General features: G+C 55.9%; 11 protein-coding genes. 1 reads left to right on the top strand and 10 read right to left on the bottom strand.

The window, feature by feature from the left end:
* Positions 1-44: 44 nt before the first annotated feature.
* On the bottom strand, positions 45-2,504 hold the full coding sequence (locus ACJJIM_RS02810; RefSeq protein ID WP_444912293.1) for a DUF1631 domain-containing protein: 2,460 nt from the start codon (positions 2,502-2,504) through the stop codon (positions 45-47).
* 433 nt (positions 2,505-2,937) lie between these two features.
* Between ACJJIM_RS02810 and nadC the strand changes: the two genes are divergently transcribed.
* Positions 2,938-3,792 (top strand): carboxylating nicotinate-nucleotide diphosphorylase, encoded by an 855-nt coding sequence (gene nadC / locus ACJJIM_RS02805; protein ID WP_282931576.1) that lies wholly within the window; start codon positions 2,938-2,940, stop codon positions 3,790-3,792.
* A gap of 27 nt (positions 3,793-3,819) precedes the next feature.
* Here nadC and ACJJIM_RS02800 read toward each other — a convergent pair whose 3' ends face one another.
* The 9 genes from ACJJIM_RS02800 to ccoN form a co-directional block, all read right to left on the bottom strand.
* Positions 3,820-4,569, bottom strand: a complete 750-nt coding sequence (locus ACJJIM_RS02800) for a sulfite exporter TauE/SafE family protein (RefSeq protein WP_444912292.1) — start codon at positions 4,567-4,569, stop codon at positions 3,820-3,822.
* On the bottom strand, positions 4,570-4,755 hold the full coding sequence (gene ccoS / locus ACJJIM_RS02795) for a cbb3-type cytochrome oxidase assembly protein CcoS (protein WP_108732140.1): 186 nt from the start codon (positions 4,753-4,755) through the stop codon (positions 4,570-4,572).
* Between the two features lie 34 nt (positions 4,756-4,789).
* On the bottom strand, positions 4,790-7,222 hold the full coding sequence (locus ACJJIM_RS02790; protein WP_444912291.1) for a heavy metal translocating P-type ATPase: 2,433 nt from the start codon (positions 7,220-7,222) through the stop codon (positions 4,790-4,792).
* Complete coding sequence (locus tag ACJJIM_RS02785; RefSeq protein ID WP_444891804.1) at positions 7,219-7,743, bottom strand: FixH family protein; 525 nt, start codon at positions 7,741-7,743, stop codon at positions 7,219-7,221. The genes ACJJIM_RS02790 and ACJJIM_RS02785 overlap by 4 nt, the downstream gene beginning before the upstream one ends.
* A gap of 85 nt (positions 7,744-7,828) precedes the next feature.
* On the bottom strand, positions 7,829-9,247 hold the full coding sequence (gene ccoG, locus ACJJIM_RS02780) for a cytochrome c oxidase accessory protein CcoG (protein WP_444912290.1): 1,419 nt from the start codon (positions 9,245-9,247) through the stop codon (positions 7,829-7,831).
* Between the two features lie 139 nt (positions 9,248-9,386).
* Positions 9,387-10,295, bottom strand: coding sequence for a cytochrome-c oxidase, cbb3-type subunit III (gene ccoP / locus ACJJIM_RS02775; protein WP_444912289.1), 909 nt, complete (start codon positions 10,293-10,295; stop codon positions 9,387-9,389).
* Positions 10,295-10,528, bottom strand: coding sequence for a cbb3-type cytochrome oxidase subunit 3 (locus ACJJIM_RS02770; protein ID WP_413664702.1), 234 nt, complete (start codon positions 10,526-10,528; stop codon positions 10,295-10,297). Before ACJJIM_RS02770 ends, ccoP begins: the two co-directional genes overlap by 1 nt.
* A gap of 18 nt (positions 10,529-10,546) precedes the next feature.
* Positions 10,547-11,164, bottom strand: a complete 618-nt coding sequence (ccoO, locus tag ACJJIM_RS02765; protein WP_413664701.1) for a cytochrome-c oxidase, cbb3-type subunit II — start codon at positions 11,162-11,164, stop codon at positions 10,547-10,549.
* A gap of 11 nt (positions 11,165-11,175) precedes the next feature.
* Entirely contained in the window at positions 11,176-12,630 is a 1,455-nt protein-coding gene (gene ccoN / locus ACJJIM_RS02760) for a cytochrome-c oxidase, cbb3-type subunit I (RefSeq protein WP_413664700.1), read from the bottom strand.
* Positions 12,631-12,680: the final 50 nt, after the last annotated feature.

Here is a 12,680-nt window from a genome sequence, read left to right as displayed (position 1 = left end):
ATCCCTGCTAAATACTCAACGTCCGCTCGTTACATTCCTGAAAATTAGCGCTGCTCACTGCGCTTCTTGCGCACATTGCCAATTACGGACTGCAGCGCCCGCTCAAACAACATGCCGTCATCTAGCGGCAACAGTTGCGCCGAACGCAGCGCATGGGCCAGCTCTAGTCGGGCGAATTCAGCGACTTTGGCGCCATTGCGATTAACGAAGATAAATTGGTCGATATCGCGAATTACCGCCGCCAGACGACAACGGAACTGCTCGTCCTCAGAGCGCTTCAGCTCGAACCAACTGCCCTGTGCCAGGCGGAAGGTCATCTGCCAGTGGGGATCATCTTCGTCAAGGGGGGCCAGTCCACCCTGCTCCGGTGCAGCCACCTCTGCTTCAGCAACTGCCTGCTCAAGCTCTTCCATCTGCGGCACGGCCACTTCCTGGGGCTCGGCTTGGACAGCTTCAACAGGAACTTCAGCTGGCTCATCTGGAAGTTGGTCTTCGGCAGTGTCTGAAATCACTTCCTGGGTAACCACGGCTTCTGCAATAACCGCTTCAGTCACTGCAGCTTCATCAACCGTAGCTTCAGTAACATCAGCGAATCCAGCATCAGCAGCAGTTTCCTGCTCCACGACAGGGGCAACAGGCTTGTCAGCAACATTAGGCTCAGCAGATTTCGCTGCGCGCACTTCGCGGGCAACCTGCTCTGCCACTTCACGTTCACGCTGCTCCGCCAATTGCTGGGCCAGGGCAAAGCGCTCGCGATAAACTTCTTTGAGGCCGGTGAAAAGGGTACGCGCTTCGAAAGCGTTATAGGAAAGCGCCTCAATTCCCTCGCGCAATCTCTCCTGCAAAACAGGCAGTAAGCTCAATAACTGTTTGCGGGAATCCGGCATTGGGGCCTGCACACTCCACACGAGATCTCTCGCTGTGCGCACGTCGCGGTTCCAGGCGTCGCTCTCTGTCCCCTCTTTGACACAGGTCAGGAACAGCACGTTGTTCCAAACTTTGTTCAACCAATCCTGCACCACCTGTGGCAGATCCCGCTCTGCAACCAAGGCATCCATTACTGCGGCAACCCGTGCGCGGGCAGCTTGGGTTTTAGCCCGACCATCAGCCTCATCCACCACGCGGCGCTCCAACATCTCGGCACGCTTGCGCTCGCGGACGATAAATTCGCGCAGGGATTCCAGCAAAACGGCAAAGATATTGATATCCCGATCAAACTCATTAAGCACGCGCTCAACAATTTCGGATATCTCTTTGTACAGGGGATCGGATTCGTAGTTATCCCCCGCCTGCCATCCGGTAGCGGCATCGGCCAACTCGTTCAGCAATTTGCGCGCAGGGTGGCCGCCTTTACTGAAAAATGATTTGTCTGCAATGGCTACTTTCAACAGCGGCAGTTGCAGGCGGCCCAGAAGTGATTTGATTTGGGTGGCAAGGCTGCGGTCCTCCAGGATAAAGGAAAACAACATCTCTACCAGCTTGATCACATCGCTATCGACTTTTGCCAGCGAAGCAGCTTGGTTGGAATCCACCAAGCGCTGCTGTAGCAATTCGCCCACATTCAAAAGCTGTACCGCACTTCCACCTTGATAGTGGCTGCCACTTTGCAGCGCGCCCAAGTGGGAAAGCAGATCCCCTGCAGGCATTGGAGTAACACCTGCGGCTGCGGGCACCAATCCTGGAGGGAAGTGCCCCGTAGCTGCGACTCCACCTTGTACTGGCTGGCTGCCAGCCTCTACACCGCCGGCACTACCAGTGGGGGCACTGGCGGCGTGGGGAGCACCGTTGTAGGCCGAGCGCTGCCTGGCTACTCGCTGCTGCTCACGCAGAGATGGCAGTACGCCCTGCTCTACAAGTAATTGGTTACAAAATTCATAGAAGTCCCGCAGCTGCAGCATGACCACCTGCTCGAACTTTTTCAGCAGGGTGAGGCGAGCGCGGATAAAGAGGTCCAGATCCTGAATCGCCTCTACAAAGGCGTCACAGATTACGTCTGGCCCCAGAGGGTTGTTCTTGTCGTACACCTTGACGGAGTATAGCGTATCGAGCCTCATGCACAGCTCGGTAAGGGGCTCGGCGAAATCGCGCTTGGCATTGGCCACCATGGTATCGGCAGCGACCAACTGCTCCAGGTCATCGTTGTGAACCAGCGACAGGTTATCTGAGGCGAAACTGCTTTCCGTCTTTTCTTCCTGGCGGACCTGAAAAGCGCGGGAGACGTTCTGGATAAAGTGCTCGGCAATATTGCGGCGCTCAACGCGCAGCAGGCGCAGTGCCTGGAAAAGCCCATCCTGCTCCTCCTGGCCATGAGCTCGCTCGGCCATTGCAAACAGGGAATCATCCACCTTGCCAAACAGCGCTTTAATCCGCTCCAGCAGCTGTGCCGTCGCTTTGTCTTTCAGCATTGTTACTGCGGCGGGCAGAACAGGGGGCTTACCTGATGCAGAAATATTTCGCGCTCCACTTTTCTCTGAGAGGGAAACTACCTTTCTGGATTCACTCATTTCCAAGAGGTCCTTCGAATGCCGTCCGACTTGTAGCGCTGAGGCCAAAAGCAAAAATTAGTGAGTGGAAAAGTGGTCTCCCAAGCGGGAACGGGGGCTTTCTGTTCCCCGTTAACCACATTCCCAAACTGTTGAAATCCCGCCGCGATCATGCGCGAAAAATCTGCCGAAGTTCTTGATTTCACTCAAGTTTTGACCGCGAGAGAACAGCGTTTACCGGCCCTGCTCTGAAACAATTCAGGCTGCGATCAAGCCTAACTCTTCGGTCATTCTACTCGCGTTATAGGACTGTTTTACACAGTTCTGCGACATATTTGAGACACTTGTCACAGCTATTCGTAGAGCCAACTGCTACTTGCCAATGACTGAGTTGAGCAGTCAAAACCCCGAGTGTTTTGGTAAACTGCGCCGGCGTTAATTTCGAGGTTTCCCAATGCGACCACAAGACACGGCTATTCCCAATATCACTGCCGACCTGCAACGCTCAGTTCAGGTGGCCCTGGAAGAAGATATTGGTAGTGGCGATATCACCGCCCAGCTGATCCCAGAGGACCGCAATGCGCGGGCCCGGGTAATCACCCGCGAAGATTGCACTCTGAGTGGTCGCGCCTGGGTAGAGGCTGTATTCCACGCCCTGGACCCGGAGCTCGTCCTCACCTGGCACTTCGAGGACGGCGACCGTATCAGCGCCAATGCCGTTATTTTTGAGCTGGAAGGCAATGCCCGCGCTATCCTGACCGGCGAGCGCGCCGCACTGAATTTCCTGCAAACCTTATCCGGTACTGCCACAACCGCTGCGGAGTTCGCCGCGCGAGCTGAAGGCACTGAGGTGAAGATTCTCGACACCCGCAAGACCATTCCCGGTCTGCGCAGCGCACAGAAGTACGCCGTACTTTGCGGTGGCTGCCACAATCACCGCATCGGTCTTTACGACGCCTTCCTGATCAAAGAGAACCATATCTTCGCCGCCGGAGGCATTGAACACGCCGTCGCCCAAGCGCGAGTGATCAAGCCGGAAGCCCTGATTGAAGTCGAAGTGGAAAATATTGAAGAGCTGGAGCAGGCGCTCGCCGTCGGTGTGGACGTGATTATGCTCGACGAATTCAATGATGAAGACACTAGAACGGCCCTGAAACTGGCCAAAGGCAAAGCCAAAATTGAGCTTTCCGGCAGTGTCGACCGGGATCGCATCGCTCAGTTAGCCGAACTGGAAGTGGACTATATCTCTTCTGGTAGCCTGACCAAGCACCTGCGCGCTATCGATCTATCCCTGCGAATCGATCTCTAGCGCCCACAAGACCCATCATCACTGTACTTAGTGATGGTGATGATGGTGTCCCTGCTCTTCCGTGTCTTCGGCGGGAGTTTCCATCCCACTCATCTGCCCGTGGTTGGCGTGGTCTCCGTGTCCACCGTGGCCCATAGCCCCCCAAATGGTCCAGATACCAAACAGCAAAATCGCTGCGGCGAAACCATAGCGAACCCCCGGCTTTTGCACTATGCCGCGCACCTGCGCCGCCGCAGCACCAGTAGCCAGCATGGCGGGCACGGTGCCCAAACCAAAAGCAAACATAGCCAGGGCAGACCGCTCGGCACTGCCCTGGGCCAGGGCGAACGTCAGCGCGCTATAAACCAAACCACAGGGCAACCAGCCCCATAGGGAGCCCAGTGCTAATGCCTGCCCCGCTGAGCGAACCGGCAACAATTTGGCCGATAGTGGCTGCACATAGCGCCAAAGGTAACGGCCCCCTTTTTCAATCCAAGCCAATCCCTGCCAGATACCGCCGATATACAGCGCCATCAGGATCAGCATGATCCCTGCAGCAAATCGCAGTGGAGTTAGAGCGGGCAATATCGCCGCACCAAGGGCACCGGCGAGCGCTCCCATCAGCGCATAGCTACCCAGGCGACCCAATTGGTAAGAGCCCAGCTGCACCCAAGCAGTCTTTTTCCCCGGTGTCGCCATACCCAGCGCTCCGGAGATTCCCCCACACATACCGATGCAGTGACTGCTACCCAAAAAACCGATAGCTAGCGCCGCCGCTAAAAAACCCCAGTCCCCCACTTACTTCTCCTGCTTCCTTTCCGCGTCAGATTTATCCTGCTGAACATCATCGTCATCAAACAAAATGCGACGACCTTCCGTTTCCAGGTCATCGTACTGCCCGTTATTCACGGCCCAGAAAAAGAGCTTCACCGCAAAGCCAACCAAAATCACCGCAATGGGAATCAGGAAATACAGACTTTCCATCAGTTACACCTCCTCTCTTTCTGTGAGCACGGGATTAAGCCGCGGCGCCCACAGGGTTTTCGTCGACTTCCTGTCCACGGGACAGACGCAACGCATTTAGCACTACGATCAGAGAACTCAGGGACATACCGATTGCCGCAGCCCAGGGCGGCACCAGACCGCAAAATGCCAGCGGCAGGGCAATCACGTTGTAGCCCAGAGCCCATGCCAGGTTTTGCCGCACAATTCGGCGGCATTTGTGCGCCAGCTCTATAGCCTTGGGCAGCACTTCGAGATCTCCGTTCAGCAAAATGGCATCGGCGCGGGACTGGGCCAGATCCGCCGCTGACATCATCGCCACAGAGGCATCAGCACCGGAGAGCACTGGCACATCATTGATGCCATCCCCCACCATCAACACCTTCTCACCATCGCTTTGCAGCTGCTTCATATGGCTGAGCTTGTCCTCTGGTGAAGCACCGGCGCGGTAGTTGTCGATACCCGCTCGCCCTGCCAGCCGCTCAACTTCCGCAGACTGGTCACCACTGAGCAGTTCCACTGAAAGACCTTGCTCAGTCAAACCCTCAACAGCGGTGGTTGCCGAGTCCCGTAATTTATCCCCCAACGCAATCCAGCCAACAGGACCCAGGGAGTCGCCGAGCAGCAGCCACTGCCCCTCCCCTTCGGGCGTGGAAATTTCCTCACTGGAGACAAAGCTCGCCTTACCCAGCCGGTAACTGTCCCCCTCGATCTGCCCTTCCAGGCCGGCTCCGGTATGGACTTTCAGATCACTGGCGATGAGATTGCCACGCCAGGCGCGGAAGGCCCTGGCCAGGGGATGATTGGTCTGGGATTCCAGGGCGGCGGCAACATCCTTAACCCGCTGCTCGGTCCAGTTGGCCCGCAGCAAATCAATATGCAGGATTCTCGGTTCACCGCGCGTCAGGGTACCGGTCTTGTCGAACAGCACCCGGCCGATACCCGGCAGCGTTTCCAGTAGGCTGCCTCCAGCCACAAGAAGCCCCAGCTGCTGTAAACGCAGGGTGGCGGAAGCCAGGGCAGCAGGGGTTGCCAGCGACAGTGCGCAGGGGCAAGTCACCACCAGCACAGACAGGGATACCCAAAAAGCGCGACTGGGATCGATTTGCCACCAGACAACAAACGCCGCCAGTGCCGAGAATAAAACGACACCGACAAAAATACCCGCGACCCGATCTGCCAGGGCCACTTGATTGGGTTTATCTAATTGCGCCCGCTCTACCAGGCGCTCAATAGCGGACAAACGAGTCGACTGCCCCGCTGCCGTAATTCGAATAGTCAGGGTGGAATCGCCGTTGACACTACCGGCATAAACCGGGCTGCCTGCAGACTTCTGTTGCAGTGCCGATTCACCGCTGAGCAGGGATTCATCCACACCACTAACGCCCTCCAGCACCTCCCCATCGGCGGGGATAGTGTCTCCCGGGCGCAACAAGACTTTATTCCCAGCGACCAATGCGGCCACCGGTACATGGACAATATCGTCCCCTTGGTATTTGGCCGCCGTCATCGGCAACAACTGGGCCAGACCACCGCTGGCTAAGCCCGCCCGGTGGCGGGCACGCATCTCCACCGTTCGTCCCAACAACAGGAAGAAGGTGAACATGGAGATAGATTCGAAGTACACCTCGCCGGTGCCGAACACCGTGGCGTAAAAGCTGGCGACATAGGCCATACCAATCGCCAGGGACACCGGCACATCCATACTCAGGTGGCGGGCGCGCAGACTGCGCAAAGCGGCACTGAAAAATGGGCGCGCCGCGTAGAAAACCACTGGCGTTGCCACCAGTAGGGAAACCCAGCGGAAGTAGCGCTCAAACTCGCCGACGCCCTCTTCCGCGGCAGCACCGAAATACAGGGCGATGGCAAACATCATCACCTGCATGGTGCCGAGTCCGGCGACACCCAGGCGGCGCAGGGCGGCGCGGTGCTCGCTCTGGATCACACTTTCCTGGTTGGCCGCAGTAGCCGGGGCCGGCCGGTAGCCAATCCGTTCCAGTTCGCCAAACAGCTCACTGGGTTTGATCTTGTCGGGATTAAAACCGATCTGGGCACGCTGGGTACTGGCGTTGACAGAGACCTTCTCAATCCCGTCCAACTGCCCCAGGTGCTTTTCTATCAACCACACACAGGCCGCACAGGTAATACCGCTAATCAACAGCGAGGCAATCTTGTTGCCGTTATCCCAATCGTGAACAAACTGCTGCTGCACTTCCGGCAAATCGTATGCCGCCCAGCGGTCCTGGGGTTGAGCTTCCTCCGGCCTGTCACTCTCCTTCTCCCGGAAGCGATAAAAGCCATCCAGACCACCGGAAACGATAGCGCTGGCTACCGCCTCACAGCCTGGACAACACATATCCCGGGCGACCCCATCGATCACCACCGAGTGGTTGCTGCCGGGAGGGACTGGGAGTCCGCAGTGATAACAGGAGGAGGAAGACGAAGTCATTGAGTTACTGCGTTCAGTGGCGCGGCATTGCCGAGATCGAAGTTGATTTCACCTTTCAGGCGCCAGTTAGCGTCCTGATGCGCATCGGGATCAAGCTCCGGCATCAAGCGCAGATACCAGCGATTCCCAACGCCTTCAGGCAAGGTGCCCTGGTAGCGACCCACGGAGAGCTGGGAGAGCTCGATATGCTTGTCGAGGTCAGACTCCACCGGGTGGCTCAATGTGAGCAGTAAGGCCTTGGGGTAGTCGAGGTCGCCATTCAGCTCCACGACAACCGATTTTTCAGACGGCTGAAACTGGACCAAAGCGGCCAGACCCAGCTCTTTCGCGCGCAAGTCCTGCTCGGCGCTGAAGTGATACATGCGGCTGTCTTTGTAGTAAGTATCACTGACTTTATCGTCAGCGAAGCGCACCGCTATCGAGACTGTAATTGTGGAGACAACCACCACTGTAATCAGTGGGGCCAGTACCATCCACGCCCAAGGTTCCCGGTACCAGGGTTTTGGGGTTGGTTCATTCATCGCGTTACCAAAAAGTTACCGTTTGTGCACAAAAGTCGAGCCCGCCTGGGCGGGCCCGTACTTTGCAACGGGATTGGCGTCCCGTCTACTGCTTTGGACCAATAAACACCGTTCGGTGCTTATCAATCAGCTCAGGATTGTCGACTGCTTGGACAACAATCTCGATATCGTGCTTGGTATCCTTCAGCTGGTCTCTGGGAACGCTTACCCGAATGGGAACGGAGAACATCTCTCCAGGCACCAGGTAAATCGTCTTCGGCTTGCGAATGGAGTAATCGTATTCAGGCTTACCTTCCACCTTGATGGTGAATTCGTGGGGAGCCTGATCCATATTGTTGATTTTTACCGTGTAGACGTTTTGCACCTGTCCCTGGGACTCACGGAACATACGAGCACCGCGGTCGCGAGTGATTTCTGCCTCGATAGGGCTTCGAGTCATCACTTGCTGTGCAAACAGGCCGGTCATCGCAACCAGTATCAACGCGTAGCCAAATAAGCGCGGGCGCAGGAAGCGGGTCTTTCCACCCTGCAATTCGTCCTCAGAGGTGAAGCGAATCAAGCCCTGCTCATAGCCCATCTTGTCCATCACGCTGTTGCACGCATCGACACAGAGGCCACAGTTGATACATTCATACTGCATGCCGTCGCGGATATCGATATCCACCGGACACACCTGAACACACCAGTAGCAGTCGATACAGTCGCCCATACCTTCCGCCTTGTAGTCCACGTTCTTTTTGCGCGGACCACGGGTCTCACCCCGCTTGGCATCGTAGTAAACCGCCAGCGTATCCTCGTCGTACATCACCGACTGGAAACGGGCATAGGGGCACATGTATTTACACACCTGCTCACGCAGGAAGCCGGCGTTCATATAAGTGGCAAAAGTGAAGAAAGCGACCCAGAAAACACCCTGCGGGTGCGCGTTAAACGTCGCCAGATCTACGACCAGCTCGCGCACACCGTAGAAATAACCCACAAAGGCCAGTGCAGTTGCCAGTGAGATCAACAGCCAGATGGTATGTGTGCCGCCCTTGCGCAGAACTTTTTCCAGGTTCCAGGGGGCCTTGTCGAGCTTCATTCGCTTGTTGCGATCGCCTTCACAAACCCTTTCTGCCCAGATAAACATCATGGTCCAGACAGTCTGCGGACAGGTGAAGCCACACCACACCCTGCCCAGCAACGTGGTGACCGCAAACAGCGCGAAGGCGGCAATGATCAGCAGCCAACCTAGAAGGAAGCCGTCCTGGGGGCCGAAAGTAGTCCAGAAAATATGGAATTGGCGGGTGGGGAGATCAAAGAAGACCGACTGGCGCCCGTCGATATTGATCCAGGGTAGGAAGAAGAAAGCCAGCAGCAAAGGCAGGCCGGTATATTTGCGAACACGGGTGAAAACACCCTTGATATGTCGGATGTAGACTTTGTCTTCCGACTCATACAGCATGCGATAGCGAACTTCGCCATCACCTTCCTGTTCCTCACGGGTTGGAATTAAATCACTCACACAAACCTCACTCTCGCACGGGCACATCTTGTACGTGGGCCAGGTAGCCCCTTATGTTGAGGCTTTTTTCTCCGTCCCTGCAGCGCCCGGAGTCCCTTGATAAAACAAGGCCCAGCAAATGCCGGGCCTCAATAGTTAATTACTGCTTTTCTTCTTCCTGCTGCGACAGGCTGTAGACATAGGCCGCTACGAGGCGGATTTTGTCTTCACGCAGTTTATCTTTTTGCGCGGGCATCATATTTGTACGACCACCGCGAATAGTGTGTTGGATCTGTTCGCGATTGCTACCGTACAGCCAGATGTCGTCGGTCAGGTTCGGCGCACCCAGCATTTGGTTGCCTTTGGCATCCATACCGTGACAAGCCATACACACGGTGTTGAATACCTTCTGACCTTCGGCGGCCATGGCGGTGTCATGCTCCAGGCCGTTCAGGGAGAGAACATACTCTGTCGCATTTCTAACACCTTCTTCACCGATCACCGGACCCTGAGGAGGCATCATGCCCTGACGACCGTTGTACAGGGTTTCCAGGATTTTTTCCGGAGTGCCGCCGTACAGCCAGGCGTTATCAGTCAGGTTCGGGAAGCCGAAGTTACCGCCGGCATCTGCACCGTGACATACCGCACAGTTGTTAGCGAAGATCCGGGAACCCATCTTGAGAGCTTCAGGGCTCTGCGCAATCTGCTCGATAGGCATATTTTCGTACTTACCGAAGGTCTCGTGGAATCTCTCCTGAGCCTTAGCCTGGGAAGCTTCCAATGCACCGACAGAAGTCCAGTTGCCGACACCTTTGAAGTTACCCAGACCCGGGTAAACCACCAGATATCCCGCAGAGAACACCAGGGTGGCGACGAACAACATGAACCACCACTTGGGCAGCGGGTTGTCGTATTCCTCGATGCCGTCGTAAACGTGGCCCGTGGTTTTGTTTTCCGGTTCAGCCTGGTCATCCACCGCCACCTTTCGGTTGGCGAACAGCACCCAGGTAATCAACGCCAGATTGGCGAGGGTGAGCACAATTACCCACACACTCCAGAATGTACTCATTACTTATCCTGCCCCTGTTTTCGATTGGCTCCGGGTTTATCCCCGGAATTGGATTCGTCCTGCTGAGCGGCCGACTTGTCCTTGTCGGCTTGTCGCTCTTCATCGGCAAATGGCAAATTGGCATCTTCTTCGAAGCGCTTCTTGCGCTTCGGAGAGAAGGCCCACCAGCAGATAGCCAGAAAAGCCACAGAGCCCAGAACCAGACCGATTTCCCGCAAAGTTTCAATAGTCACGAGTTTCCTTCCTCGCTATTAGCGTTTTTGGGTAACCAGGGTACCCAGCTGTTGCAAGTAAGCGACCAGCGCGTCAATTTCCTTGACCTTGCCACCTTTGAAAGGCTCAGCGGCGTTGGCGATGTCGTCATCGGTGTAGGGCACACCGACGAAGCGCAGCGCTTCCATCTTACGTGCGGTGTATTCGCCAGTTACCACATTGTCGAACAACCAGGGGTAAGCGGGCATGATTGACTCAGGCACAACGCTGCGCGGGTTGTACAAGTGCGCGCGCTGCCATTCATCAGAGTAGCGTCCACCTACGCGCGCCAGGTCTGGACCGGTACGCTTGGAGCCCCACAGGAAGGGGTGCTCGTAAATGGATTCCTGAGCCATGGAGTAGTGGCCGTAACGCTCAACTTCCGCACGCAGAGGACGAATCATCTGAGTGTGGCAAACGTGGCAGCCTTCGCGAATGTAGATATCGCGACCTTCCAGCTCCATTGCTGTCAGCGGCTTCTGCCCCGGCAGCGGCGTGTAGTTATCCTTGGTAAAGAACTGCGGAACGATCTCAACCAGGGCGCCGAAACTGATGGCGATAATGGTGAAAAAGATCATCCAGCCGATGTTTTTTTCTACGAGGTCATGATTCTTCACGATCTAAACTCCTATGCCGCAGGCACTGCTCGAACGGTGTTATCGGCTTCGGCATCGTTTACCTTCTCGGTAATCGTGCGGTAAACGTTGTAAGCCATCAGCAGCATACCCACCAGGAACATGGCGCCGCCCAACCAGCGAACTACATAGCCCGGATGGCTGGCTACAACACTCTCTACGAAGCTGTAAGTCAGGGTGCCGTCGGCGTTAAATGCACGCCACATCAAACCCTGGGTAATACCGTTAACCCACATAGCGGCGATATACAGAACAGTACCTACAGTGGCCAGCCAGAAGTGCGCGTTGATCAGCTTGGAGCTGTACATTTCGCGGCGTTTCCACAGAACCGGAACCAGGTGATACAGAGCACCGATAGAGATCATGGCAACCCAGCCCAAAGCGCCGGAGTGTACGTGTCCAACGGTCCAGTCAGTGTTGTGAGACAGGGCGTTTACAGTCTTGATGGACATCATCGGACCTTCGAAGGTAGACATACCGTAGAAGGACAGGGATACCACCAGGAAGCGCAGGGTCGGGTCGGTGCGCAGCTTATGCCATGCGCCGGACAGGGTCATGATGCCGTTGATCATACCGCCCCAGGAAGGTGCCAGCAGAATCAGGGACATAACCATCGCCAGGCTCTGAGCCCAGTCGGGCAGCGCTGAGTAGTGCAAGTGGTGACCACCAGCCCATACGTACAGGGAGATCAGTGCCCAGAAGTGAACGATAGACAGCTGGTAAGAATAAACCGGACGACCAGCTTGCTTAGGTACGAAGTAGTACATGATGCCGAGGAAGGCAGCAGTCAGGAAGAACCCTACTGCGTTGTGGCCATACCACCACTGGATCATTGCGTCCTTAGTGCCCGAATAGATAGAGTAGGACTTGAACGGGCCAACAGGAATCTCCAGGTTATTAACGATATGGAGAACAGCAATAGTTACGATGTAAGCACCGAAGAACCAGTTCGCCACGTAGATGTGAGAAGTCTTACGCTTCATGATGGTGCCGAAGAACACCAGCGCGTAAGCAACCCAAACCAGGGCAATCAGGATATCGATAGGCCACTCGAGCTCAGCGTATTCCTTGGTGGAAGTGAAGCCCATCGGCAGAGTAATTGCCGCGGCGACGATAACGGCCTGCCATCCCCAGAAGGTGAAGGGGATCAGCCAGCCACCCCAAAGGCGGACCTGACAGGTACGCTGTACCACATAGTAAGAAGTGGCAAAGAGAACACTACCACCAAAGGCGAAAATTACCGCATTGGTGTGCAGGGGCCTCAAGCGCCCAAAGTGCGAGAAGGGCTGCCAAAAGTCGTTGAGTTCAGGCCAGGCTAGCTGGGCTGCGATCAATACGCCCATGCCCATACCAAAAATGCCCCAGACCACGGACATGATGGTGAACTGGCGCACGATATTGTAGTCATAGTCCGGCACAGGGCCGGTCTTTGCCACCGTTGTCGTCATGTTTTTACTTCCGTTGCTTTTAAGATTCGGTTCCACTGTGCGGGACTGGC

The sequence above is a fragment of the Microbulbifer maximicatervae (SeqCode) genome, from assembly GCF_052467615.1.
This window is presented reverse-complemented; position numbering and strand designations above follow the sequence as displayed.